The organism is Glycomyces artemisiae, assembly GCF_003002955.1.
In the GTDB taxonomy this organism is placed as follows: domain Bacteria; phylum Actinomycetota; class Actinomycetes; order Mycobacteriales; family Micromonosporaceae; genus Glycomyces; species Glycomyces artemisiae.
In genome coordinates this window covers 339,839-364,332 of sequence record NZ_PVTJ01000004.1, presented here as the reverse complement: position 1 = coordinate 364,332, position 24,494 = coordinate 339,839, and the positions used below count along the sequence as shown (strand labels likewise).

The following is a 24,494-nucleotide window of genomic DNA, read 5'->3' as shown; positions in this document are numbered from 1 at the left end:
TGTCGCGTATGAGCGCCGCGAAACGATCCCCGCTGCTGTCCTGGACCGTCATCGCGCCGATTGTCGGCATCGTCGTCCTGGCCTTCACCTGGGGCCGCGAATCCGAGACCGCCCTCGTCGCGGTCGCCGCCGCCGCCCTCATGGCGACGGTCCTGGCCGCCGTCCACCACGCCGAGGTGGTCGCGCACCGGGTCGGCGAGCCCTACGGCTCCCTCGTCCTCGCCGTGGCCGTCACGGTCATCGAGGTCGCCCTCATCGTCACCGTCATGGCCTCCGGCGGGCACGACGCCGAGACGCTGGCCCGCGACACCGTGTTCGCCGCGGTCATGATCACCACCAACGGCATCGTCGGCATCTCGCTGCTCATCGGCGCCCTCAAGTACGGGACGACCCTGTTCAATCCGGAGGGCTCGGGCGCGGCCCTCGCCACCGTCGCGACCCTCGCGGTCCTCGGCCTGGTCCTGCCGACGTTCACCACGAGCGCGCCCGGCCCCGAGTACACGGCCTCGCAGCTGGTGTTCGCGGCGGTCGTCTCGATCGTCCTGTACGGCCTGTTCGTGTTCACCCAGACCGTGCGCCACCGCGACTTCTTCCTCCCGATCACCGAGGCGGGCCCGGTCACCGAGGAGACCCACGCGGACCCGCCGTCGGGGAAGACCGCGCTGCTCAGCCTGGGGATGCTCATGGTCGCCCTGGTCGGCGTGGTCGGCCTCGCGAAGGTCGAGTCCCCGGCGATCAAGGCCGGCGTCGACGCCGCGGGCTTCCCCGCCTCGTCCGTGGGCGTCGCGATCGCGCTGCTCGTGCTGCTCCCGGAGTCGATCGCGGCGATCCGCGCGGCCCGCCGCGAGCGCATCCAGACCTCGATCAACCTCGGGTACGGGTCGGCGATGGCCTCGATCGGCCTGACGATCCCGGCGATCGCGGTCGCCTCGTTCTTCATGGACGGGCCGCTGCTGCTCGGGCTCGGCTCGACGCAGATCGTGCTGCTGGGCCTGACCCTCGTGGTCTCGGTCCTGACCGTGGTCCCCGGCCGCGCGACCCGCCTCCAGGGCGGCGTCCACCTGGCGCTGCTCGCGGCCTACCTGTTCCTCGCGATCAACCCTTAACGGGCCGCGGCCCACACGTCCCAGCCGAGCCGGGCCAGGAGCGCGAGCACCACGACGACGAGGACGATCCGCACGAACCGGGAGCCCTTCGCCATCGCCGTGCGGGCTCCGAACCACGCGCCCGCCATACAGCCCAGGCCCATGACCAGGCCGAGGATCCACCACACGTTGCCCTGGAGGGCGAACACGGTGACGCCGCCGATGTTGGTGGCGGCGTTGACGACCTTGGTGTGCGCGGCGGCTGTGACGTAGTCGAAGCCGATGATCGCCGTGAACGCCACGGACAGGAAGATCCCGGTGCCGGGGCCGATGACGCCGTCGTAGAACGCGACCGCGACGCCGGCGGTGAGCATGAGCGCGGCGGCGCGCAGCGGGGTCCGCAGCCGGGGCTGCGGTTCGAGGCCGAGCTGGGGGCGGGCGATGACCAGGACGAGGACGGCCAGGAGCACCCCGATGATGATGGGCTTCAACGCGCTCGCGGAGACCGCGAGGGCCGCGACGGCCCCGGCGCCGGAGCCGAGGAGCGCGAGGCCGACGGTGGGCCACAGCAGCCGGTGCTCCAGTTTGATCTTGCGGGAGTAGGTGATCGCGGAGATCGTCGTGCCGCACACCGACGCCATCTTGTTGGTGCCCAGCATGAGCTGCACCGGGGCTGTGGGGAACGCCACCAGGAGCGCGGGGAGCTGGATGAGGCCGCCGCCCCCGACGACCGCGTCGACCCATCCGGCGAAGACGGCCGCGACGATGAGCAGCGCGAAGAGGCCGGGGTCGATGTCGAAGGGCACCAGGCCAAGTTACTTGCCGCACGGCCAGTCGACACGCCGATGAGGTGAGGAACACGTGGCGGTGCGTAATCGTCTGATATCAACAGGTCATGGACATGACGAAGCCTATGACCCACTTGGTGAAACGCGGGTACGAGTATACGTTCGACCCCGACGAGCAGCAGCTGCGGAACCTTGAGGAGACCCTCGAAGCGGTTCGCGCCGTGTACAACTGGTCCCTGTCGGTGTTCCAGCGCGAGTGGCGCGCGAAGGGGGAGAAGATCTCCTACGCCGAGATCTCCGCGCGGCTGACCAAGTGGAAGAACCAGCCCGCGAACCGGTGGGTCAAGGCCTATTCGTCCGTGCCGCTCCAGCAGATCGCGCGCCAGCTGCACACCGAGTACCACGCGTTCCTCAACGGCCGCAGCCGCGAACCCGCGCCGAAGGAGCACGGCGAGCAGGTGCAGCTGGTGTACTCGCGGGCCGGGTACTACCTGAAGGGCCGCGAGGTGAAGCTCGCGAAGCACAAGGAGCCCTTGGACATCATGTGGGGCCTGGAGCGGCCCGGCCGCGACGACATCACCTCGATCACGGTGATCCGCGAGCACGACCGGTGGAAGCTGTGGATCGTGGCCGAGGAGTTCGTGGAGGTCCCGCGGCAGAAGCCGCCGGAATGCGGCGAGTGCGGGCGCGTCCTGGAGGACTAGGCCCGGTGCACCGCGGCCCCCGCGCGACCCGCGCGGGGGCCGCCGCGGTGTCCGCCCCGAGCGCCCGGCCGGGCCGCTTAGGCGAACCTTAGAAGCGGTCTAAAGTGAGAAGCCGTCCAGCATCAGTGGTGCGGGGCTCGTTTGTCCTGCTAGAGTGGGGTTCGACTTCCGGACCGTTGAGAGAACAGCATGAGCGACCTGGTAACCCGACTGCGGCGCCACAACTGGCGCATCACCCCTCAGCGACGCGTCATCGCCGAGACCCTCGAAGGTTCCCACGTGCACTACACGGCCGACGAGGTCCTCGAACGCGCCTGCGAGCGCATGCCCGAGATCTCCCGCGCCACGGTCTACAACACCCTGAACGAGATGGTCGCCCTCGGCGAGGTCATCGAGCTGTCCCTCCAGGGCCGGTCCAAGCGGTACGACCCGAACGCCGACCACGACCACCACCACCTCATCTGCGACGGCTGCGGCCTCATGAAAGACGTCCACGCCGTCGCCGACCCCATCGAGTGGCTCCCCGGCGACGAGCGCCACGGCTTCACCGTCACCAGCGCCGCCGTCACCTACCGGGGCCTGTGCCCCGACTGCCGCGCCGCCGCCTGACGCACCGGCCCGATGCCGTCACTGTTCGGTAGCACCCGGTGACTTCCTGGCCGCCCGGATAGGCTCTGGCGCATGACACTGCCCGAGGAGCCCTGGAAGTCCGACATCTGGAGGAACCGCCCCGCGTTCCTCTACTCGCGCCGCCCCATCGCCCGCTACGTCGGCCGCCCCGCCGCGGAGTTCCTCAAGATCGAGCCCGCCGCGGGCGTCGTCCTCGTCGTCTGCGCCGTGCTCGCCATGCTCTGGGCGAACTCGCCCTGGTCCGGGTCCTACGAGGCGGTGTGGGGCCTGGACATCACGTTCACGTTCGGGGACTTCAGCCTCCACCACACCCTCAAGGACTGGATCAACGACGGCCTCATGGCCGTGTTCTTCTTCGTCGTCGGCCTGGAGATCAAGCAGGAGATCGTCTCCGGGGAGCTCGCCAGCCCCCGCAACGCCGTCCCGCCGATCGCCGCGGCCGTCGGCGGCATGGCCGTCCCGGCGCTCATCTACGCGTCCCTGAACTCGGGCGGCGACGGCGCCCACGGCTGGGGCATCCCCATGGCCACCGACATCGCGTTCGCCGTCGGCGTCCTCGCGCTCTTCGGCTCCCGCATCCCCTCCGCGGCCCGGATCTTCCTGCTCACGCTCGCGATCGTCGACGACCTCGGCGCGATCGCCGTCATCGCCGTGTTCTACACCGACGACCTCGCCACCGAATGGCTCATCGCCGCCGCCGCCCTGGTCGCCCTCGCGGTCCTCATGCGCCTGCTCAACGTGTGGTCCCCGGCCGTGTACCTCGTCATCGGGGTCCTGCTGTGGGTCGCGATGCTCCAGTCCGGCGTCCACGCCACCATCGCCGGGGTCGTCATGGGCCTCATCATCGCCGCCCGGCCGCTCCTCGACCCGGCCGTCGCCCACGACGAGGCCCAGGAGCTCGCCAAGGACGGCCTCACCCTCGAAGAGACCGAGCGCCTCGTCAAGCTCACCCGGGACGCGCAGCCGCCCGCGGCCCGGCTCCAGCACCAGAACCACCGGTTCTCCTCCTTCGTGGTCCTGCCGCTGTTCGCGCTCGCCAACGCGGGCGTGCCGCTCTCCTCCGACCTCGTCGCCGCCGCGTTCGGGTCCACGGTGACGCTCGGGATCGTGCTCGGCCTCGTCCTCGGCAAGACCCTGGGCATCACGCTCGTGACGTGGCTGGTCGTGAAGCTCGGCCTGGGCCGGATGCCGCGGGGGACCTCCTGGCCGCTGCTCACCGCGATCGCCGCCGTCGCGGGCATCGGGTTCACCGTGGCCCTGTTCATCGCCGAACTGGCGTTCTACGGCGGCGACCCGGTCCTGGCGTACGAGGCCAAGATCGGCGTCCTCACCGCGTCGATCGCCGCGGCCCTGGTCGGGGGCGTCGCCGTGCACTTCACGGCGCCCCGCACGGCGCAGGAGGACGACGCCGACCCGGAGCTGGAGGACGCCCGCGAGGCGGGGTTAGGCTTGGCCCACTGCTTTTCACGAGCGACTCGACCCTAGAGTGAGGACCCGAATTGGCTCCGCAGAATCTGATGTCACAGCCTCCGGCGACGCTGCTGCCCGAGGACACCGAGGCCCGGACGTACCTCGACGCGCACACGCCCGAGGACACCGTCCGCCAGTTCCCGTGGTTCTGCGCCGCGTGGGCGCGGCTGGCGAAGAACGCCCTGGAGTCGGGCGACGACGTCACCGCCTACGCCTTCGCGCGCACCGGGTACCACCGGGGGCTCGACCAGCTGCGCCGCAGCGGCTGGAAGGGGCACGGCCCGATCCCCTGGGAGCACAAGCCCAACCGCGGGTTCCTCAAGTCCCTGCACCAGCTGTCCCGCGCGGCCGCCGCGATCGGCGAGGCCGACGAGGCCGCCCGCTGCGCCCAGTTCCTGCGCGACTCGGACCCGGCCGCGGCCGACGCACTGACCTAGCAGCGGAGCGAGAAGCGGCCGGGAAGCACTCGCTTCCCGGCCGCTTCGTCCCGCCCTGCTAGGCGAGGAAGATCTGGCCGTCCTCGACGTTGATGTCCACCGGGGTCAGGCCGGTCTCGGCCGGGCCCTTCTCCAGCTCCCCTTCGAGGGAGAACGTCGAGCCGTGGTTGGGGCAGATGATGTCGCCGGCGGCGTCCGGCGGGTTCACGATCGTCCCCATGTGGGGGCACGCGGCCGAGAACGCGAGGAACTCGTCGGCCGCGGGCTGCACGATCACGGTGTCCTGGACGACGATCCCGCCGCCCTCGGGGACGTCGGCGGTCGCCGCGAGCGCGTCGCCGCCCGCGCCGCTGGACGACCCGTCGCTCGAACCGCCGGTCGTCGCGTCCGAACCGGACGTCGTCGAGTCGTCGGACGGCTCGGCGGTCCCGCACGCGGCCAGGGCCCCGGCGGCCCCGAGCCCGGCCAGGCCGCACATCAACCCGCGCCGCGAGGCGATGACCCGCCGCGCGAGGTCGCTACCGGTCTTGCTGTCGGTCATGTCTGAGCTCCTTGTCCATGCGGCCCGTCCCCCGCGGCAGCCTGCGAGCCTGGGGAGGTTTCGGGCCGCGGCGGCAACGCTACTGCCGAAGAGCCGAGCTTGTCACGATTCGGGGCGGAAACTCAAGACCTTTAGTTGAAGTTTTCAGTAAACTCTCAGGCGGCGGCCGGGGCCCCGGCCGACGCCCCGAACCCCTACAGCCCCAGGGACCTCGCGATGAGCATCCGCTGGACCTCGTTGGTGCCCTCGCCGATCTCCAGGACCTTCGCGTCGCGCCAGGCCCGCGCCACCGGCGTCTCGTTCATGAACCCGTACCCGCCGAAGATCTGCGTCGCGTCCCGCGCGTTGTCCACCGCCGCGAGCGACGCGTGCAGCTTCGCGAGCGCCGCGTCAGTGCCGAACGGCTCCCCGGCCTCGGCCTTGAGCGCCGCGTCCTGCCACGCCAGGCGGGAGGTGTGCGCGCGGAGCTTCATGTCCGCGAGCATGAACGCGATCGCCTGGTTCTCGCCGATGGGCCGCCCGAACGCCTGCCGCTCCTTCGCGTGCGCGAGCGCCTCGTCCAGGCACCCCTGCGCGGAGCCGGTGGCGAGCGCCGCGATGGCGACGCGCCCGGAGTCGAGCAGTTCGAGGAACTGCACGAATCCGCGCCCCCGCTGCCCGATGAGGTTCGCCTCCGGGACGCGGCAATTGTCGAAGTACACGGGCCGCGTGTCGGAGGCCCGCCAGCCCACTTTGGAGTACTCGGGCCCGATCTCCAGGCCGGGCGTGCCCGGTTCGACGGCGATGCACGAGACCTCGCCGGGTCCGGTCTGCGCGGTGGCGATGACGAGGTCGGTCATCGCGGTGCCCGCGTTCGTGATGAAGCACTTCGCGCCGTCGACGACCCACTCGCCGTCCTCCAGGCGGGCCTTGGTGTCGGTGTGCCCGGCGTCGGTGCCGCCGCCCGGCTCGGTGAGCGCGAACGCGACGAGACCCTGCCCGGCGGCGAGGTTCGGCAGCCACTTCGCCTGCTGCGCAGGGGTACCGAACTTGGCGATGGCCTCGGCGCCGAGGGTCACCGACGCCTCGACGGTGACCGCGACGGACGCGTCGACGCGGGCGATCTCCTCCAGTGCGAGGCCGAGCATGAACAGGCCCATCCCGGCGCCGCCGTGCTCCTCGGGGAGGGTCACCCCGAGGACGCCGAGCTTGCCGAGGCCCCGGACGAGTTCGATCGGGAACTCGCCGCGCTCGTAGAAGTCGCCGATGACGGGGCGGATCTGCTCCTGGGCGTAGGCGCGCACGGCGGCGGCGAATTCGGTCTGCTCGATGTCGAGTTTCATTGCTGGCTCCTGTTCACACCGGTGTGATCGGGTGTCGGCGGTCGGCGAACCGGCGGTCCTTGTGGGTCAGCCGGCGGTACCGCGCGATGAGGTCATCGCGCAGCTCCTCGGGGGCGAGGACGTCGTCGACGACGAGTTCTCCTGCGAGCCTTCGCAGGTCGACGTCGGCTTCGTATTCGGCGCGGCGGTCGGCGACGAACCGCTCCCGCTGCGCGGGGTCGTCGATCGCGGCGATCTTGTTGGCGTACACGGCGTTCACGGCGGCCTCGGCGCCCATGACGGCGATCCGCGCGGTCGGCAGCGCGAGCACGGCGTCGGACCCGAACGCGGGCCCGGCCATCGCGTACAGCCCCGCGCCGTAGGCCTTGCGGACCACGACGCAGACCTTGGGGACGGTGGCCTCGGCGACGGCGGCGATCATCTTGGCGCCGTGGCGGATGATCCCGGCGTGCTCGACGGCGGAGCCGACCATGAACCCGGGGACGTCGGCGAGGAACAGCAGCGGCACGTTGAACGCGTCGCAGGTGTTCACGAACCGGGCGGCCTTGTCCGCGGAGTCGGAGAACAGGACCCCGCCGCGCACCGCGGAGTTGTTGGCGACGACTCCGACGGGCCGCCCGTCGAGGCGCGCGAACGCGGTCATGAGCTCCCCTGCCCACCGGGCCTGCACTTCGAGCACGGACCCCTGGTCGACGAGCCCGTCGAGGAACGAGTGCATGTCGAACGGCGCGGACTCGCTCGGCGGCACGACCGCGGCGAGGTCCACCGGGAGCGGCGGGCGGGCCGCGCGCACGGGCGCGGGCTGCGTCCAGTTCGACGGCAGGTAGGACAGCCAGCGGCGCACGTCGGCGATGGCCTCGTCCTCGTTGCGGCACAGGAAGTGCCCCACACCCGACAGCTCGGTGTGGACGCGCGCGCCGCCCATGTCCTCCAGGGTGGTCTTCTCGCCGGTGACCATCTCGACCATGCGCGGGCTGCCGAGGTACATCGACGCGTTGCCGTCGACCATGGCGACGATGTCGCAGAACGCGGGGATGTACGCGCCCCCGGCGGCGCTGGGCCCGAACAGGGCGCACGCCTGCGGGATCCTCCCCGAGGCGCGGACCTGCTCGTGGAAGATCCGGCCGGCGCCGCGGCGGCCGGGGAACAGCTGCACCTGGTCGGTGATGCGCGCGCCCGCGGAGTCCACGAGGTAGACGATCGGGTGCTGCTCCAGCTGGGCCGCCTCGATGGTGCGGATGATCTTCTCGACGGTGCGCGCGCCCCACGACCCGGCCTTGACGGTGGAGTCGTTCGCGACGATCCGCACCGGCCGGCCCTGCACTGTGGCGGACCCGACGACGACGCCGTCGGCGGGGAGGGTCGGGTCGGGGTTGGCCCAGAGGGCGTCCTCGCGGAACGAGTCGGGGTCGCACAGGCGGCGGATGCGCTCGCGGGCGTGGTACTTGCCCGCCGCGGCCGCCGCCTGGTGGTACTTCTCGGCCCCGCCGCGCTCGATGCGCTGCCGTTCGGCCGGGTAGTCCCCGCTGAAGTCCACGATGACGTCCTCCTTGACGATCCACCGACCTGAACGATCGTTAAGGTCATCGCTATTGTGTCCCGCCCGGAGCCCCGTGTCAACGCATCCGCGAACCGCCTTCTACGCTCGGTGGCGACACCCCGCAGCGACCGCCCCGCCACGCCCCGGAGACCCATGAGCGCCACCTCCACCGCCGACCCCGCGGCAGACGAACCGGCAGCCTCGGAACGCGCCGCCGCGCCCGCCCGGCCGCCGCGGCTGCGCGAGATCGACGGCCTCCGCGGCCTCGCCATCGCCGTCATCGCCGTCTACCACATCTGGTTCGACCGCGTCTCCGGCGGCGTCGACATCTTCCTGCTCATGTCCGGGTTCTTCATCACCGCCGGGTTCCTGCGCTCCGCCGACGCCGGGCGCGGCCTCGGCTACCTCCCGTACGCGGCCCGCATCGTGCGGCGCATCTTCCCGCCCGCGCTCGTCGTCGCCGCGGGCACCGTCCTCATGGTGCTGCTGTGGCTCCCCCGCGCCACCTGGGGCCAGCAGCTCGGCGACATCGCCGCCTCCGCGCTCTACTACGGGAACTGGAACCTCGCCGCGCACTCCGTGGACTACCTGTCCTCGAACAACGGCGCGAGCATCGTCCAGCACTACTGGTCCCTCGGCGTCCAGACCCAGTTCTACGTGCTGTGGCCGGTCCTGGTCGGCCTGGTCCTGTGGGCCGCCCGCCGCGCCGGGCTCCCGCCGATGCGCACCGTCGCCGCCGTCCTCGCCGCGGTGCTCGCCGCGTCGTTCGCGTTCGCGCTGTGGGAGACCGCCGAGAACCAGGCGTACGCGTACTTCGACACCCGCGCCCGCATCTGGCAGTTCGCCGCCGGGGGCCTGCTCGCGCTGGCGCTCAGGCCCTCGGTGCGCGGCTGGGCCGCGCGCCTCCCGCGCCTCGCCGCGGCCGCCCTCGGCTGGACGGGCGTCGCGGTCCTCGTGTTCGCGGGCGCGTTCCTCGAATCCACCCAGTTCCCCGGCTGGGCCGCGCTCGCGCCCGTCGCCGGGGCCTGCGCGGTCATCGTCGCCGCCACCGCCGCGCCCGGCAAGGGCGCCGGGCTGCTGCTGAACACGTGGCCGCTCCAGCGCCTCGGCACGCTCTCGTACACGCTGTACCTGTGGCACTGGCCGATCCTCGTCTGCTACCTGACGGCGACCGGCCGCGACACCGCCACGTTGACCGGCGGCCTGCTCATCCTCGCCGCGGCCACGGCGCTCGCCGCGCTCACGCACTGGGCCGTCGAGGTCCGCCTCCCCGCCTCGGGGCTCGGCCAGTCGACCGCGCGGGGCGCGTTCGCGCTCGGGGCCGCGTGCATCGCGCTCGTCCTCGCCGCGTGCGCGTCGATGAGCTGGTACATCGCGCACGAGCGGGCCCGCCTCGCCGAGGCCGCCGCCGACCCGGCCCTCTACCCCGGGGCCGCGGCCCTCGCCGAGGGCGCCGCGGTCCCCGAACTCGACTTCGCGCCCTCGACGCTCGACGCCGCCGAGGACTACGACCCGGCGCTCTCGGGGGACTGCAACCAGACCATGGAGGGCTACGAGCCGATCCGGTGCGACTTCGGGACGCCCGAGGCCGACGCCGCCGCGACGGTGGTCATGTACGGCGGCTCGAAGATCTGGCAGTGGCTGCCCGCGGTGCTCGCCGCGGCCGAGTCGCGGCACTGGCACGTCGTGGCGTACACGAAGAACGCGTGCATCATCGAGACCGGCCAGGAGGCCCTCGGCGAGGAGCGGTACCGGTCCTGCGCGGCCTGGAACGACGCCGTCGTCGCCGAGATCGGCGACCTCGCCCCCGACCTGGTGTTCACGTACGGCTCCCGCGTCGGGTACGAGGCGTACGAGACGTTCCCCGACTACACCGACCGGTACGAGCAGCTCCTCGCCACCGGCACGAGCGTCGCCGTCATCCGCGACACCCCGAGCCCCCGCTTCGACATCCCGCTGTGCGTGGACCTCCACGGGCCCGAGTCGCCCGAGTGCGCCGTCGACCGGGACGCCTACTACGACGAGGGCGCGTTCGCGGGGCTCGACGTCCCCGACGGCGTCCACAAGATCGACCTGACCGACGCGATCTGCGGCCCCGAGACCTGCGAGCCCGTCGTCGGCAACGTCCTCGTCTACCGCGACGACGCGCACATGACCAACACGTTCGCCGCGACCCTCGGCCCCTACCTGGAGGCCGAGCTCGCCGCGGCCCTCGGATAGCGCGCAGGCCCGGTCCGAGCGGACCGGGCCCTGCAAGACCTCGCTTACGCGGTGACGGCGTCGAGGGCGATCTCGACCATCTCCGAGAACGACTCCTGCCGGTCCGCCGCGGGCAGCTCCGTGCCCTTGAGGATGTGGTCGGAGATCGTGCACAGCGCCAGCGCCCGCGCCTTGAACTTCGCCGCGAGCGTGTAGATCGCCGCGGCCTCCATCTCGATCGCGAGGATGCCGTAGTCGGCGAGCTTCGCCTCCACGTCCGGGGCGTCCGTGTAGAACGTGTCGGAGGAGTACAGCTGGCCCACGTGCAGGTTCACGCCCCGCGCGGCGGCCGCGTCCACGGCGCTGCGCAGCAGCCCGAAGTCGGCGACGGGCGCGTAGTCGACGACCCCGTTGAAGCGGATGCGGTTCATCGACGAGTTCGTCGACGCCCCGATCCCCGCGACCACGTCCCGCAGCTCGATGTCATCGTGGATGGCCCCGGCGGAGCCGACCCGGACGACGGTCTTGACGCCGTACACGTCGAGCAGCTCGTGCGTGTAGATCGACGCCGACGGCTGGCCCATCCCCGTGCCCTGGACCGAGACGCGCTTCCCCTTGTACGTGCCGGTGTACCCGAACATGTTCCGCACCTGCGTGTAGCACTCGGCGTCGGTGAGGAAGGTCTCGGCGATCCACTTCGCGCGCAGCGGGTCCCCGGGCAGGAGGACGCTCTCGGCGATGTCGCCGGGCTCGGCGGAGATGTGTGCAGTCATGCCGCCCAGCCTCTCATAAACATCCCATGAATTCCCGGAGACCACCTGTGAGCTGAATCGCGCGATCCCGCCCGCCGGGCGGCCGTGCGCGTCCGGTAACCTTTTCGGCGGTAGCGTGTCCGAGCGGCCGAAGGAGCTCGCCTCGAAAGCGAGTGTCGGGTAACCCCTGACCGTGGGTTCAAATCCCACCGCTACCGCCAACGTCCGAACGCCGGGCCTCGCCGAGGCCCGGCGTTCGCCGTTCCTGGCGGCCTCCCGCTAGGCTGTCGAAACTCCACAGCGGCCGGTGCGGGCCGCCGACCGTGAAGGGCGGACCGGGATGGCCAAGACCGGGAAGATCTACAGCGGCATCGTCATCTTCTTGTCGCTGCTGCTGGCCGCGATCCTGCTGCTGCACCGCTTCATCCCGAACAACTGGTACAACCTCGGCAGCCTCATCGAGACGTTCCTGCCGTGGTTCGGCCTGGGCGTGCCGGTGCTCATCGTCCTCGCCGCGGTCCGCCGCAGGCCCCTCGCGATCGTCTGCGCGATCCTCCCGGCGCTCGTGTGGTTCCAGATGTACGCGGCGCTCATCCCCGACAAGCACGACGGCGACGGCGACTTCCGGGTCGTGGCCCACAACGTCAACGCCGAGAACACCGAGACCGAGGCGACCGCCGCGACGCTCCTCGCCGCCGACCCGGACGTGATCGTCCTGGTCGAGCTCACCGAGGACCAGCGGATGGCGTTCGGCGAGGTCCTGGAGGAGCGGTACCCGTACTCGGCGGCGTACGGGACGGTGGCCCTGTGGTCGGTGTACCCGGTGGCCGAGTCGAACGAGGTGGACCTCAACCTCGGCTGGGCGCGGGCGTTCCGCGCCGCGATCGACATCGACGGGGAGCCCGTCGCGTTCTACGTCGCGCACCTGTTGTCGGTGCGCGTCAACTCGGAGGGCTTCACGTCGGAGCAGCGCAACGAGACCGCCGAGCTCCTCGGGGAGGCCATCGCCGACGAGGAGCTCGACCGGGTCGTGCTCGCCGGGGACCTGAACGGCACGGTGCAGGACCGGTCGCTCGCCCCGATCACGTACCAGCTGGAGTCCGCGCAGGCCTCCGCCGGGAAGGGCTTCGGGTTCACCTGGCCCGCGGACACGCCGATGGCGCGGATCGACCAGGTCCTGTACCGGGGCCTGAACGCGACCGGCTCCGGGGTCCTCGACGCGACCGCCTCGGACCACCGGCCCGTCTCGGCCGATTTCGCGTTCTGAGCGGGCAACCCCGGACCGGGGCTCCGGCGTCTCACTGACGTGACCGAGAACGACGCCACGCTGATCCTGCCGACCGTGACCGCGGAGGGCGCCGCGGACGACACCGCCGTGTTCGCGCGCGTCGCCGAGTCGCCGGAGGCCGATGCCGGCCCGCGGGCGCTCATCGAGCTCGACGGCGTCGGCATGACCTACCCGGGCCCGCCGCCCGTGGAGGCGCTGAAGCCGGTGCGGCTCACCGTCGCCGACGGCGAGTACGTCGCGATCGTCGGCCCCTCCGGCTCCGGCAAGTCGACGCTGCTGAACCTGCTGGGCCTGCTCGACGCGCCCACGTCGGGCACGTACTGGCTCGACGGGCACGACACCTCGGCGATGAAGGAGTCGATGCGCACCCGCCTGCGGGCCGACAAGATCGGGTTCATCTTCCAGTCGTTCCACCTCATGGCGCACCGCACCGCGACCGAGAACGTCGCGATGTCCCTGGTGTACCAGGGGATCCCGCGGCGGCGCCGCCGCCAGATCGCCCGCGAGAAGCTCGAACTGGTGAACCTCGGCCACCGCCTCGACGCGCTCCCCACCACCCTCTCGGGCGGCGAGCGGCAGCGCGTCGCCATCGCCCGCGCCCTCGCGGCCGAGCCGAGCCTGCTGCTGTGCGACGAGCCCACCGGCAACCTCGACTCGCATACGGCCGAGGCGGTCCTGGCGACCATCGACGAGCTGCACGCCGGGGGCCTCACGGTCCTCATGATCACCCACGACCACGACGTGGCCGAGCGCGCCCAGCGCGCCGTCACCATCCGCGACGGCGAACTGCGCGAAGGCAACCACGTCGGCGCCCCCGCCGAAGCCCCCTGAGCCTTACACCCTCCCAAGGAAAACGAGGGCCCGCGCCGTGAGGCGCGGGCCCTCTCCCATTGGTGTGCGGGCCTTTCAGGGCCGCGGGTCAGTCGTCTCCGCGACCGCCGCCTCCGGGCCCGCCGGTCGTCTCATCGCCCGTGGGCTCCTCCTCGTAGCCGGAGCCGTCGGAGATGAGGATGTACACGGGGGCGCCGCCGGGCGCGGACCCGGACGGGGAGGTCCCGAAGGCCTCGCCCTCCTTGCAGTCGGACGCGAACTGGCCGCCCGCGATCGAGGCGTCGAACCCGGCGCCCGCGACGCGGGAGCGGGCCTCGTCGGCGTCCATGCAGCCGATGGACGGGATCGAGGTGAGGTTCTTGCCGTTGACCATGTCGCCGGTGGGTTTGGGCCAGCCCTCCTCTTCGAGGTCCTTGACGGCCTTCTTGAGGATCCACACGCCGACCTCCTTCACGGAGACCTTGAGGGACTCGCTGGCGACCTCGGATCGGAACGTCGCGTCGGTGTCGCCCACGAAGGTCGCGGTGGTGGCGTTCGGGGTCGAGCCGATGAACCAGTAGGAGCGGTCGGACTCGGCGGTACCGGTCTTGCCGAACAGCGGCCGGTCGAACCCGCCGGTGTAGGCGGCGGCGGTGCCGTTGCCGGAACACTGGGTGCCCTCGGCGTTCTGGCCGACGACGCAGCGCCCGGCGCTGACGGCCGCGTACGCGACCTCCTCGGAGAACGCCTGGTCGCACTGCGGCGCTGAGGCTTCGGTCCACTCTTCACCGGTGGCGTCGATGACCTGCATGACCGGCAGCGGGTTGCAGTGGAGGCCGCCCGCGGCGACCGTGGCGTAGGCCTCGGCCATGTCCAGGGGGGTCGTCGGGTCCATGCCGAGGGTGAACGAGCCGTAGTCGTCGACGTTCCCGTTCTCCTCGGCGGCGACGACGCCGCCGGGGGAGTAGAAGGAGATGCCGGCGCGCTTCGCCGCGTCGTAGGCCTTGCTGGTGCCGACCATCTCCTGGAGCTGCACGAACCCGGTGTTCGAGGACCTGCCGAACAGGCTCCACAGGTTCAGGGGCGCCGAGGAGGAGATGGAGTTGTTGGGGCACCAGACGTTCCGGCCGCCCCGGGAGCAGGTGACGTCCGGATCGGCGTCGTTGCCCGCGGGGTACTGCGAGACGTACTTGGACGGGTTGGGGATCGTGGTCTTCAGCGGCCAGCCCTCTTCGAGGGCGGCGAGCAGGGTGAACATCTTGAACGTCGAGCCCGCCGGGTAGCCGGAGACCTCGCTGTTCCCCGACAGCAGCGGGATCGTGGTGTTCGGGTAGTTCGAGGGTTTCGAGTCGTCGCCGTCGGTCCTCGGGCCGTTGTCGGTCTGGTCGAGGCTGTAGATGCGGTTGACGGCCATGGCCCTGATGTGGCCGGTGCCCGGGGTGATGGTCACCGATCCGAGCGCTTCGGGGCTGTCCACGTCGACTTCGTCGGAGAGGCGCTCGGTGGCCTGGTTCTGGAGGTCGGCGTCGAGGGAGGTGACGATCTTGAAGCCGCCGCGCTTGAGCAGGGAGATGCGGTCGCGCTCGGTCTCGCCGAACAGCTCCTGGTCGCCCCACCAGGCCTTGAAGTAGTCGCAGAAGAAGCCCCAGTTGGCGGTCGCGACGTCGACGCACTCGCTGCGGACGGGCCGCGGGTTGAGGCCGAGGGGCTGCTCCTTGGCGGTGTCGGCCTGGTCCTGGGTGATGTAGCCGAGGGAGGCCATGCGGTCGAGGATCCAGTTGCGGCGCTCCACGATCTGGGTGTCGTCGCCCTCGCCGTCGAGGAGGCCGTCGGCGTAGGAGGGGAACTTCGGGAGCGAGGCCAGGGTGGCGGCCTCCCACAGCTCCAGTTCGCTCGGCGGCTTGTTGAAGTAGGAGTAGGAGCCGGCGTGGACGCCGTACGCCTGGTTGCCGAGGTAGATGACGTTCAGGTACCCCTCAAGGATCTCCTCTTTGGACATCGAGTCCTCGATCGCCATGGCGTACCGGGCTTCGCGGAGCTTGCGCTCGTACGTGTCCTCGGACGCGGCGATGACCTCGTCGATGGTTGAGGCCGAGTAGATCAGGGTATTGCGCACGTACTGCATGGTCAGCGTCGACGCGCCCTGCGAGTCGCCGCCCTGGTTCGCGACTGCGGCGCGGATGATGCCGGCCCAGTCGACGCCGTTGTGCTCGTAGAACTTCGAGTCCTCGGCGGCCAGCAATGCGTCGATCATGAGCGGGGACACTTCGTCGAGGGTCACCTCGCGGCGGTTCTCCTCGTAGAAGGAGGTGATCAGGGTCTCGCCATCAGATGCGTACACATAGGACGTCTGCGGGAGCGTGGGCTTCGTGAGCTCCGTCGGCAGCGACTCGAACGACTGGATGCCGTTCTCGGCGGCCATGCCGAACAGCCCCGCCAGGGGGAAGGCGGCCGCGGCCGCGAGGATTCCGGCGAGGACACCGCACACGAGCAGGGCTACGGCATCCCCGAGGGGACTGCGGTCGCGTTTCAAGGTCTCCACCGCCTCAGATTAGAACGGACGTCGGGAAGGGGCGGGGACTGCCGGGCACGTGTGCTGAGCACGGCCTCGGAACCCGTCGCAACGGCGCCCAGGAGTGGTACGCCGCGAACGCGGATCGAGGGTGCCCCCGTATTGGAATCGTTATTATCGCGAGTCGCATTCGCTTAGCGAACCGTAGGGGTGAAGCCGTCCCATGGAGTCCGATTTTCGTCTCGGAGAGTAGTCAAACACTTACAAGAGGTGTAGGGTCCGTTCTGACGGCGACGTTGTGTGATCGAGAGGTCACTCGACTGTAGTCGTCGGGGGGTATGAAGGGTAGATCTCACGGGGAGGTCATGCAGATGGGACTGCTGATCGACTGGACGACCAAGGCGCTATGTCAGGACGGCGATCCTGATGCCTTGTTCGTGCAAGGGGCGGAGCAGAACAATGCGAAGAAGGTATGCCGCGGCTGTCCGGTCCGGCTCGAATGCCTTGCCGACGCACTCGACAACCGCATCGAGTTCGGCGTGTGGGGCGGCATGACCGAAAGGGAACGGAGAGCACTGCTGCGCAAGCACTCGGACGTCCGCTCGTGGAGGGCGGTCTTCGAAGTCGCCCTCGATGAAGAGCAGCGCAGCGCCCGCAAGAGCAGCCGGCGCCGGATACCGGTGAACCTCAACTTCTGACCGGCAGGCCGCGCATCCGCGGCCCAGACAAGCTTTCGCGCCCGGACGGCCAGCCGTCCGGGCGCGTTCGGTTTTCCACAGCCTGTGGACAACGCCGTTCCGCGGATAACTCCGAGTGCACGCCCGCCGCGGCCGCGCCGAACGACCGCAGGTCCTCCAGGTCCACGACCTCCACTCCCAGCGACGGCAGCCACCGCTGCGGCACCTCCGGGCACGCCGCCGCGTACCGCGCCGCCACCCGCTCCTCCGCGGCCCGGCGCCGGGCCAGGTCCGCGTGCGTGCGCAGCACCGCCGCCACCGGGTCCTCCGGGTCGGCCTCCTCCAGCTGGGCCGCCGCCCCCAGCGCCCGCTCCGCCGACAGGTCCGCCGAGACCGGGGTCAGGCGGTTGAGGATCATCCCGTCGAGCGGCATCCGCTCCTCGGTGAGCCGCCGCGTGAAGTACACGGCCTCCCCGACCGCCGCGGGCTCAGGCGCCGCCACGACCAGGAACGACGTCTGGTCGTCCTGGAGCGCCCGGAACGTCGCCTCCGCCCGCTTGCGGAACCCGCCGAACGTGTCCTCCAGGCTCGCCGTGAACTCCGCGACGTCGGTGAGCAGGTGCCCGCCGAGGACCTTGTTGAACACCCGCGTGAACACCGCGGCGCTGGCGCCCATGAGCGACAGCATCGAGCGGCGCGCGCCCGGCGTCGAGGCCGACAGCAGCCGGATGACCCGGCCGTCGAGGAGCCGGGCCAGGCGCGCGGGCGCGTCGAGGAAGTCGAGGGCCGAGCGCGACGGCGGCGTGTCGAGGACGATGAGGTCCCACCGGCCCGTCGCCCTCAGCTGGCCGAGCTTCTCCATCGCCATGTACTCCTGCGTGCCCGAGAACGTCGAGGACACCGCCTGGTAGAACGGGTTCGCGAAGATCTCCGCGGCCCGGTCCGCCGAGGTGTGCGAGGCCACGACCTCGTCGAACGTGCGCTTCATGTCGAGCATCATCGCGTCGAGCGACCCGTCGCGCACGCCCGCGACCGGCCGGGGCGTGTTGTCGAGCGCCTCCATGCCGAGCGACTGGGCCAGGCGCTTCGCCGGGTCGATCGTGAGCACCACGGCGCGCCGCCCGTGGACTTCGGCGGCCCGCAGCGCCAGCGAAGCGGCCGTGGTGGTCTTGCCGACGCCGCCCGAGCCGCAGCAGGCGATGACGTGCTTGCCCGCGTCGCCCAGGAGGGCGTCGACGTCGAGATCGGTGCTCATGCCTCGCCTCCGAGTGCGCGCGCCAGCTGGTAGAGGCCCGACAGGTCCACGCCCTCGGGCAGGAGCGGCAGCTCCTCGACCGGCCGCCCGAGTTGTTCGAGCCGGTCGCGGTAGGCGTCGACGGCGCGCAGCTCCTCGCGCGCCGACCCGTACTCGGCCATGAGCCCGGCCAGGAGCGCGGGCTCGGGGCTGATCCCGGCGCGGGCCAGGCCCGCTTCGAGCTCGTCTTCGGTGACCTCGCCGGACTTCGCGCCCGCGACCTTGTTCAGCACGATCCGGCCCACCGGCAGGTCCGCGGCCGCGAGCTCCTTGTACGCGTCGACGGTCTCCTGCACGGGCATCGCCGCGGGCGTCGTCACCAGGTGCACGTTCGTCAGCGACGAGTGCAGCATCCGCGCCACCGACCTGGAGTGCTTCCCGATCGGCCCGGTCTTCGCGAGCCGCCCCGATTCGACCGTGACGTTGAGGAACTTGACGATCCGGCCCGTCGGGGGCGCGTCGAGGACGACCGCGTCGTACGCCATCCGCCCCGACTCGGCCCGCGACACGGCCTCCTTGAGCTTCCCGGTGAGCAGGATGTCCCGCAGGCCCGGCGCGATGGTCGTCGCGAAGTCGATCGCCCCGAACTTCTGGAGCACCCGCCCGGCCGAACCGAGCCGGTAGAACAGGGCGAGGTAGTCCAGGAGCGCCTCGTCGGCGTCCACGGACTGCCCGAAGACCTCACCGCCGCCCGCGCCCGCCGCGAGGTGCCGCTCCTCGTACCCGAGTGACGCGGCCCCGAACAGCGGCGCGATGCCCTGCCTGCCCTCGACCTCCACGAGCAGGGCCCGCCTGCCGGGCCCGGCGAGGGAGAGCGCGAGCGCCGCGGCGACCGAGGTCTTCCCCGTGCCGCCCTTCCCGGTGACGATGTGCAGGCGCGGCACCGGGAGCGCAGAGGCAGTCATTCATCGGAGTCTAGTCATCCGGCGGCGATCCCGCAGATGAGCCATTGCGGGTCGCCTTCCTCGGCCACGAGCGTGAACGCCCAGGTCGCCGGGGACGCGCCGCCGTCGATGCCGATCTCGGCGGTCACGGTCGCAGCACCGACGGTGCGGCCGGTCTCATCGACCTCGCCCCATTCGAAGCCGCGGTCGGCGGCGTCGGCCATCGCGGCGACGGCCGAACCCAGGTCGCGGTCGGCCTTGTCGGTGCACAGCCAGGCGGCCGCGGCCTCGGCATCGCGGTCGTCCAGGAGCGCGCCGAGGAACGCCGAGACGGTGCGCTCGGGCGAGTCGGTGACGTCGCCGGACGCGTCGCCGATGAACAGGCGCGTGGCGCCGAAGACGAGCGCGGCGCAGAACAGGACGGCCGCCACGGCCGTCACGACGGTCCACAAGAGACCGGACTGCGGTTCGGGTGAAGGCGGCGGGCCGGTCGGCCTCGGCGGCGCGGGCTCCTGGCGCGGGACGCGGCCCGCGGACGTCGCCTCGGCGGCGCCGGACTGCGCCTTCGACGACGGTGCTCCCGACGGATGCGCCGCAGTGTCTGACGACATGGGGACTCCCTGGTTCACTGGTGCGGCACGGGGCCGCGGGACTCTTCGGGGAGGCGACGCACTCTGAGCGTAGCGGTGCGCCGCGGGCGAATCAAGACGCCGTACTGTGGGCGGCATGGAGAAATGGGAGTACCTCACGGCGCCGCTGCTGATCCACAACACGAAGATGATCCTCGATACGTTCGGGGACGACGGCTGGGAACTGGTGACGGTCCTGCCGGGCCAGAACTCGGAGCAGCTGGTGGCGTACTTCAAGCGCAAGAAGGAGCAGTAGTGGCCGACGTGGAAGCGGCGCTCGCGCGCCTGGGCCTGGAGCTGCCCGCGGTCGTGCCGCCGGTCGCGGCCTATCAGCCCGCGGTCCGCTCGGGGGACTACGTGTACACCTCGGGCCAGCTGCCGATGGTCGACGGCGCGCTCGCCGCGACCGGGAAGGTCGGCGCGGAGGTCGACCCGGAGGCCGCGTACGGCCTGGCGCGGATCTGCGCCCTGAACGCGCTCGCCGCGGTCGCCTCCGTGGCGCCGCTGGACGAGGTCGTGCAGATCGTGAAGGTCGTGGGCTTCGTGGCGTCGGCGCCGGAGTTCACCGGCCAGCCGAAGGTCGTCAACGGTGCCTCGGAGCTCCTCGGCGACGTGTTCGGCGAGGCCGGGACGCACGCGCGAAGCGCCGTGGGCGTGGCAGTGCTGCCCTTGGACGCGCCGGTCGAGGTCGAGCTGGTGGCCCGGCTCGCCCCGAGCGCGAAGACGGTGCTGGTCTAGGAACATCGACTCGTACCGGTCGGTCCCGCGCAGGGACCGACCGGTTCTTCGTTCATCAGGTGATGGACGGGAGCACGCGGGTCTCGACCTCGCCGAGGGCGATCGTGGTGCCGCGCGGGCCGGGCGCGGAGGCGGTGACCTTGACGACGTCGCCGTTCTCCAGGCGCCACTGGCCGGTGACGGCCTCGCCGGAGCCGTACATGAGGCCCGGCCGCAGGACCGCGCCGCCGGCGGTGAGCTGCGCGAGCTGCTGCGCGGGCGTCCAGCAGGCCTCCGCGAAGTCCGCGCCCGCAACAGCCACGCCGTTGACGTGGATGTCGAGGTGCAGGTCGAAGCCGTACCGGTCGGACTCCTTCAGGTAGGAGGCCATGTCGGGCGCGGGCTGCGGCGCGGCGGTGCGCGCGGCGCTCAGCGCCTCGATGGGCGTGATCCAGGCGCTCATCGACGTCGCGAAGGACTTGGAGGCGACGGGGCCGAGGCCGTCGGTCTCCAGCTCCTGGAAGTCGCGGGCGGTCCAGTCGTTGAGCAGGACCGCGCCGAACACGTAGTCCTCGAACTCGTCGGGGGACACCGGGCGGCCCAGCTCGGACTCGCCGCCGATGATGAACCCGACCTCGGCCTCGATGTCGAGCGCGCGGGTGGGGCCGAACACGGCCTGGCCGTCCTCGCCGAGGCGGTGCCCGGCGGGCCGCACGAGGTCCAGCCCGGAGGGGATGAGCGTCGACGGCCGGCCGTTGGAGGCGCGCGGGTAGACCCGGTCGGAGTCCTTGGCGCGCATGGTGAAGTCGACGTAGTCGGTGACCAGGAGCGGGGCGTGCATGACCGCCTCGCCGATCGGGGTCAGCCAGTTCGAGGCCACGTCCTGGAGGCTCGGCTCGGTCAGGGCCTCCTGGACCTGGGCCCGGACCTGCTTCCAGGCGGCCTTCCCGAGCGACAGGAGCCGGTTCAGCGCCGGGTCGCGCAGGGCGGTGCAGGCCGCGCAGGTCTGGCAGTCGCCCGACAGGACCGCCTTGTGCATGTCGAGGATGTGGTCGCCGATGCGCACGCCGATGCGCGGCAGGGTCTCGTCGGCGGTCGAGAAGACCCCGAACGGCAGATTGTGGATGTTGTAGGGACTCTCGTCGGCCCCGGGAACCCAGCACGTCGTCACTTGCTCGTCCTCCATCGGATCGGTGGTGAAGGACTAACGAGCGCGGACGCCCCGAGGTCACTCGGGACGGCGGTGGCGGCGCAGAACTGTGAACCAGCCCACCCACGCGGCGACGGCGACGGCCGCGAAGACCAGGCGCACCCCCGAGTCCATGTCGGAGCCGAGGAGCGCGGGGACGGCGAAGACCACGGCGATCCCGAGGAGCACGGAGCGGCCGAGGGCGCCGCGGAACAGGCCGGGGCCGTAGAGCTTGCTGCGCCAGGCCGGGTCGGCGGGGTCGGCGTCGACCCAGCGGCGGCGCACGCGGCGGGCCTCGGGCGGCATGACGTGGACGTTGTCCTCGACGGCCAGGCCCGGGTCGAGTTCGGCGGCGGCCCGGCGGGAGCGCTTCGCGAGGTCGTCCATGCCGAGGTCCTCGGCGATGGCGGCGAGGACCCGGTGGGTGCGCGGCTGGTCCGGGGCGATGTTGACGGCGTTCCACGCCGCGTCGAGCGCGGGCTGGGCCGCGCCGGCGCGGCGGGTGATGAGCGCGTAGTGGACGTGGTGGAGCCAGGAGGTGCGGTCCAGGTCGAGGAGCGACGCGGCGGCCTGCATGGCCTCGTCCTTGCGGCCCGCGTCGGCGAGCGCGTACCCGCGGGTGATCATGGCGCGGCGGTGGCCCGGGATCTGGGCGAGCGCGGCGCCCGCGTAGACCAGGGCCTCGTCGGGGTCGTTGTCGGCGAGGGCGCACGCGGCGGCCATGGCGTTCGCGTCCGGGCTGAGGGGGTCGAGGCGCAGGGCCGCGTCCGCTTCGGCGCGCGCGTCGGGCACCTGGCCGAGCTCATAGAGCAGCTCGGCGCTCTGGAGGTGCTCGGCGACCGTGCGCTTGGGGTCTGCGTCCATGGGTCTACTCCCGGACAGGTCTCAGGGCTGGTACAGCAACGCTACCGCGGTCGCCGCGACGCCCTCGCCGCGTCCGGTGAAGCCCAGGCCGTCGGTGGTGGTCGCGGAGAGCCTGACGGGGGCGCCGACGGCGGCGGCCATGGCGGCCTCGGCCTCGGCGCGGCGGGACCCGATGCGGGGGCGGTTGCCCACGACCTGGACGGAGACGTTGCCGATGGCCCATCCGGCGTCGCGGACGCGGCGGGCGGTCTCGGCGAGGAGCGCGGCGCCCGAGGCGCCGGCCCATTCGGGGCGGTCGGTGCCGTAGTTGGACCCGAGGTCCCCGAGTCCGGCGGCGGAGAGCAGCGCGTCGCAGGCCGCGTGGGCGGCGGCGTCGCCGTCGGAGTGCCCGGCCAGCCCGGCCTCGCCGGGCCATTCGAGGCAGGCGAGGCGACAGGGCTGGCCATGGTCGAACCGGTGCACGTCGGTGCCGTGCCCGATGACGTAGGGCGTATTGGGACTGGTCACGGTGCGGTCTGCTGGCGGTGCCGGCCTACTTGACCGGGGCCTCCTGGAGCAGGACCTTGTCGAGGATGTTGTCGGCCTCGTCCTTGACGCAGTCCTCGGCGAGGGCGATCTCGCCGGTGAGGATCTCGCGCGCCTTGGAGAGCATCCGCTTCTCCCCGGCCGAGAGGCCGCGCTCGCGGTCGCGCCGCCACAGGTCGCGGACGACCTCGGCGATCTTCAGCGGTGAACCGGAGGCCAGCTTCTCGACGTTCGCCTTGTAGCGCCGCGACCAGTTGGTGGGTTCCTCGGTGTGGGGGGCGCGCAGCACCTCGAAGACCTCTTCGAGGCCTTCCGCGCCGACGACTTCCCGGACGCCGACGAGCTCGACGTTCTTGGCTGGAACCTTGACCGTGAGGTCACCCTGCTCGACGCGCAGCACGAGGTATTCCTGTTCGATACCACCGATGGTGCGAGTCTCTACAGCTTCAACGAGTGCGGCCCCGTGGTGGGGGTAGACAACGGTCTCGCCGACACTAAAACCCATAGGATCGAAACCCCTTTCGCTGTGTCCAGCTTAACACGGCGGTCGGGGTTTTCCCGACATCGGATCGCCACGAATTCCCTGGTCAATTGGTATGTGACTGATTACTCTACGGCACCTTGGGCTTTCGCGCGGCCGACGGTTGGGGCGAATGAGGCCCAGGTCGCTCCGGCGTGCGCGGCGCCGCCCCGGGCGTGCGCGGTGCGGACCGGTGTTCGCAGGAGTGGACGAAGCGTAACCGTCCGGGACGGGCCGGGCGGGGCCGGGCGCTCACCGATGCCGCAGGGCCGCAACGGGACCGGACGGTGCGTGAGACGTGCGTTCCACCGCCGCACCGGCCCGGGCGAGAGGTGAGAGCGAGTCGTCTACGCTGTCGTCAGCATTCCTGTCGGAACTCGGAGAGGACCAGCAGTGGCCAAGGGGATCAGGACGGCGATCACGGCCCGCCGCGCGGCCGCCATCGCGATCGCGGGCGCCGCGGCCGCGGCGCTGTCGGCGTGCGGCGCGGGTCAGGAGACCCAGACCGACCTGAAGGTGAGCGCGATCGCCGGGGTGAACGTCGACGAGGGCGACCTCGCGCTGCGCGACCTCCAGGTCGAGTTCGACTCCGCCGAGGGCTACGCCGCGGGCGACACCGCCGCGCTGCGCGTGTGGATCGGCAACGAGGGCGAGGAGGAGGTCAGCCTCGTCGGCGTCGAGACCGAGGCCGGCACCGTCACCTTCGTGAGCCCGGCCGCGCAGGCCGCCGAGGAGGCCGAAGAGGCCGCCGCGTCCGACGAGCCGAGCAGCCCCGCCGAGGGCGAGTCGTCCCCCGAGGGCGCGGAGAGCTCCGCCCCCGCTGTTGAAGAGGACCCCTTCGAGGGCGAGACGACCTTCGACATCCCGATCGCCGTCGGCGACTACGAGCGCCTCGACGAGGGCGTCGAGGGCGGCGACTACCTCCTCATCGAGGACCTCGCGACCGAGCTGAAGTCCGGCGACACGATCGAGGTCGTGTTCCTGTTCTCCAACGGCCAGGAAGTGGCCGCGCAGCTCCCCGTCGGCCAGGCCCTCGAACCCGACGAGCGCGAGTACTACGAGCCCGCCGAGGAAGCCGAAGGCCACTGAGGCCCAGGCGCACAGCAGCTTCGTTTCC

General features: G+C 71.4%; 25 protein-coding genes and 1 tRNA gene. 13 read left to right on the top strand and 13 right to left on the bottom strand.

What is annotated here, in order from left to right:
• Positions 1–8: 8 nt before the first annotated feature.
• Positions 9–1,106 carry a calcium:cation antiporter gene (locus B0I28_RS13035; protein WP_106364254.1) on the top strand — a complete coding sequence of 366 codons (1,098 nt, stop codon included), beginning with the start codon at positions 9–11 and terminating at the stop codon, positions 1,104–1,106.
• On the opposite strand, the gene B0I28_RS13030 is transcribed toward B0I28_RS13035, so the two are convergent.
• The gene (locus B0I28_RS13030; RefSeq protein WP_106364379.1) at positions 1,103–1,879 is read right to left on the bottom strand and encodes a TSUP family transporter; all 777 of its coding nucleotides are present in this window, start codon (positions 1,877–1,879) and stop codon (positions 1,103–1,105) included. The genes B0I28_RS13035 and B0I28_RS13030 overlap by 4 nt on opposite strands.
• A 107-nt stretch (positions 1,880–1,986) precedes the next feature.
• Here B0I28_RS13030 and B0I28_RS13025 point away from each other — a divergent pair, with 107 nt between their 5' ends.
• The 4 genes from B0I28_RS13025 (at position 1,987) to B0I28_RS13010 (ending at position 5,114) form a co-directional block, all read left to right on the top strand.
• The gene (locus tag B0I28_RS13025; RefSeq protein WP_181245772.1) at positions 1,987–2,577 is read left to right on the top strand and encodes a helix-turn-helix domain-containing protein; all 591 of its coding nucleotides are present in this window, start codon (positions 1,987–1,989) and stop codon (positions 2,575–2,577) included.
• 189 nt (positions 2,578–2,766) lie between these two features.
• A complete protein-coding gene (locus B0I28_RS13020; RefSeq protein WP_106364252.1) occupies positions 2,767–3,186 on the top strand; it encodes a Fur family transcriptional regulator in 420 nt (139 codons plus the stop codon).
• Between the two features lie 72 nt (positions 3,187–3,258).
• Positions 3,259–4,692 (top strand): Na+/H+ antiporter NhaA, encoded by a 1,434-nt coding sequence (gene nhaA / locus B0I28_RS13015; protein ID WP_106364251.1) that lies wholly within the window; start codon positions 3,259–3,261, stop codon positions 4,690–4,692.
• Positions 4,693–4,724: 32 nt separating this feature from the next.
• On the top strand, positions 4,725–5,114 hold the full coding sequence (locus tag B0I28_RS13010; RefSeq protein ID WP_106364250.1) for a DUF3151 domain-containing protein: 390 nt from the start codon (positions 4,725–4,727) through the stop codon (positions 5,112–5,114).
• Between the two features lie 58 nt (positions 5,115–5,172).
• Here the strand turns inward: B0I28_RS13010 and B0I28_RS13005 are convergent, their stop codons facing one another.
• From B0I28_RS13005 to B0I28_RS12995, 3 genes are all read right to left on the bottom strand, one after another.
• Positions 5,173–5,655: a Rieske (2Fe-2S) protein gene (locus B0I28_RS13005; RefSeq protein ID WP_106364249.1), complete on the bottom strand. Its 483-nt coding sequence runs from the start codon at positions 5,653–5,655 to the stop codon at positions 5,173–5,175.
• Positions 5,656–5,849: 194 nt separating this feature from the next.
• Positions 5,850–6,977: an acyl-CoA dehydrogenase family protein gene (locus tag B0I28_RS13000; protein WP_106364248.1), complete on the bottom strand. Its 1,128-nt coding sequence runs from the start codon at positions 6,975–6,977 to the stop codon at positions 5,850–5,852.
• 13 nt (positions 6,978–6,990) lie between these two features.
• Positions 6,991–8,514: an acyl-CoA carboxylase subunit beta gene (locus B0I28_RS12995; protein ID WP_106364247.1), complete on the bottom strand. Its 1,524-nt coding sequence runs from the start codon at positions 8,512–8,514 to the stop codon at positions 6,991–6,993.
• A 156-nt stretch (positions 8,515–8,670) separates the two neighbouring features.
• Between B0I28_RS12995 and B0I28_RS12990 the strand changes: the two genes are divergently transcribed.
• Positions 8,671–10,737 carry an acyltransferase family protein gene (locus tag B0I28_RS12990; protein ID WP_106364246.1) on the top strand — a complete coding sequence of 689 codons (2,067 nt, stop codon included), beginning with the start codon at positions 8,671–8,673 and terminating at the stop codon, positions 10,735–10,737.
• A gap of 44 nt (positions 10,738–10,781) precedes the next feature.
• On the opposite strand, the gene deoD is transcribed toward B0I28_RS12990, so the two are convergent.
• Positions 10,782–11,489 (bottom strand): purine-nucleoside phosphorylase, encoded by a 708-nt coding sequence (deoD, locus tag B0I28_RS12985; protein ID WP_106364245.1) that lies wholly within the window; start codon positions 11,487–11,489, stop codon positions 10,782–10,784.
• Positions 11,490–11,598: 109 nt separating this feature from the next.
• On the opposite strand from deoD, the gene B0I28_RS12980 reads away from it, so the two are divergent.
• The 3 genes from B0I28_RS12980 to B0I28_RS12970 all read left to right on the top strand — a co-directional run bounded on the left by B0I28_RS12980 (position 11,599) and on the right by B0I28_RS12970 (position 13,587).
• Positions 11,599–11,689: transfer RNA gene (locus tag B0I28_RS12980), tRNA-Ser, on the top strand.
• A gap of 119 nt (positions 11,690–11,808) precedes the next feature.
• Positions 11,809–12,735, top strand: a complete 927-nt coding sequence (locus B0I28_RS12975; RefSeq protein WP_106364244.1) for an endonuclease/exonuclease/phosphatase family protein — start codon at positions 11,809–11,811, stop codon at positions 12,733–12,735.
• A gap of 183 nt (positions 12,736–12,918) precedes the next feature.
• Complete coding sequence (locus B0I28_RS12970; protein ID WP_106364378.1) at positions 12,919–13,587, top strand: ATP-binding cassette domain-containing protein; 669 nt, start codon at positions 12,919–12,921, stop codon at positions 13,585–13,587.
• 88 nt (positions 13,588–13,675) lie between these two features.
• Here the strand turns inward: B0I28_RS12970 and B0I28_RS12965 are convergent, their stop codons facing one another.
• Entirely contained in the window at positions 13,676–16,108 is a 2,433-nt protein-coding gene (locus B0I28_RS12965) for a transglycosylase domain-containing protein (protein ID WP_146148081.1), read from the bottom strand.
• A 341-nt stretch (positions 16,109–16,449) separates the two neighbouring features.
• On the opposite strand from B0I28_RS12965, the gene B0I28_RS12960 reads away from it, so the two are divergent.
• Positions 16,450–16,776 (top strand): WhiB family transcriptional regulator, encoded by a 327-nt coding sequence (locus tag B0I28_RS12960; RefSeq protein ID WP_106364377.1) that lies wholly within the window; start codon positions 16,450–16,452, stop codon positions 16,774–16,776.
• Here the strand turns inward: B0I28_RS12960 and B0I28_RS12955 are convergent.
• Genes B0I28_RS12955 through B0I28_RS12945 form a run of 3 tightly spaced genes read right to left on the bottom strand, consistent with a single transcriptional unit; the run spans position 16,766 to position 19,544 of the window.
• Positions 16,766–18,010 (bottom strand): ArsA family ATPase, encoded by a 1,245-nt coding sequence (locus B0I28_RS12955; protein ID WP_106364242.1) that lies wholly within the window; start codon positions 18,008–18,010, stop codon positions 16,766–16,768. The two genes, B0I28_RS12960 and B0I28_RS12955, sit on opposite strands and share 11 nt — an antisense overlap.
• Positions 18,007–18,954: an ArsA-related P-loop ATPase gene (locus B0I28_RS12950; RefSeq protein ID WP_106364241.1), complete on the bottom strand. Its 948-nt coding sequence runs from the start codon at positions 18,952–18,954 to the stop codon at positions 18,007–18,009. Before B0I28_RS12950 ends, B0I28_RS12955 begins: the two co-directional genes overlap by 4 nt.
• A gap of 14 nt (positions 18,955–18,968) precedes the next feature.
• The gene (locus B0I28_RS12945; RefSeq protein WP_146148080.1) at positions 18,969–19,544 is read right to left on the bottom strand and encodes a hypothetical protein; all 576 of its coding nucleotides are present in this window, start codon (positions 19,542–19,544) and stop codon (positions 18,969–18,971) included.
• A gap of 115 nt (positions 19,545–19,659) precedes the next feature.
• Between B0I28_RS12945 and sp36 the strand changes: the two genes are divergently transcribed.
• Positions 19,660–19,818, top strand: coding sequence for a Sp36 family protein (sp36, locus tag B0I28_RS27260; RefSeq protein ID WP_181245771.1), 159 nt, complete (start codon positions 19,660–19,662; stop codon positions 19,816–19,818).
• Positions 19,818–20,300 (top strand): RidA family protein, encoded by a 483-nt coding sequence (locus tag B0I28_RS12940; RefSeq protein ID WP_106364239.1) that lies wholly within the window; start codon positions 19,818–19,820, stop codon positions 20,298–20,300. The genes sp36 and B0I28_RS12940 overlap by 1 nt, the downstream gene beginning before the upstream one ends.
• Before the next feature lie 55 nt (positions 20,301–20,355).
• Here the strand turns inward: B0I28_RS12940 and B0I28_RS12935 are convergent, their stop codons facing one another.
• The 4 genes from B0I28_RS12935 to B0I28_RS12920 are packed head-to-tail and all read right to left on the bottom strand — an operon-like array spanning position 20,356 to position 23,362.
• Positions 20,356–21,465, bottom strand: a complete 1,110-nt coding sequence (locus B0I28_RS12935) for a fumarylacetoacetate hydrolase family protein (RefSeq protein WP_106364238.1) — start codon at positions 21,463–21,465, stop codon at positions 20,356–20,358.
• A 42-nt stretch (positions 21,466–21,507) separates the two neighbouring features.
• The gene (locus B0I28_RS12930) at positions 21,508–22,332 is read right to left on the bottom strand and encodes a tetratricopeptide repeat protein (RefSeq protein WP_106364237.1); all 825 of its coding nucleotides are present in this window, start codon (positions 22,330–22,332) and stop codon (positions 21,508–21,510) included.
• Between the two features lie 21 nt (positions 22,333–22,353).
• The gene (gene ispF, locus B0I28_RS12925) at positions 22,354–22,839 is read right to left on the bottom strand and encodes a 2-C-methyl-D-erythritol 2,4-cyclodiphosphate synthase (RefSeq protein WP_106364236.1); all 486 of its coding nucleotides are present in this window, start codon (positions 22,837–22,839) and stop codon (positions 22,354–22,356) included.
• Between the two features lie 25 nt (positions 22,840–22,864).
• Positions 22,865–23,362, bottom strand: coding sequence for a CarD family transcriptional regulator (locus B0I28_RS12920; RefSeq protein WP_091049057.1), 498 nt, complete (start codon positions 23,360–23,362; stop codon positions 22,865–22,867).
• 408 nt (positions 23,363–23,770) lie between these two features.
• On the opposite strand from B0I28_RS12920, the gene B0I28_RS12915 reads away from it, so the two are divergent.
• Entirely contained in the window at positions 23,771–24,466 is a 696-nt protein-coding gene (locus B0I28_RS12915) for a copper chaperone PCu(A)C (RefSeq protein WP_106364235.1), read from the top strand.
• Positions 24,467–24,494: the final 28 nt, after the last annotated feature.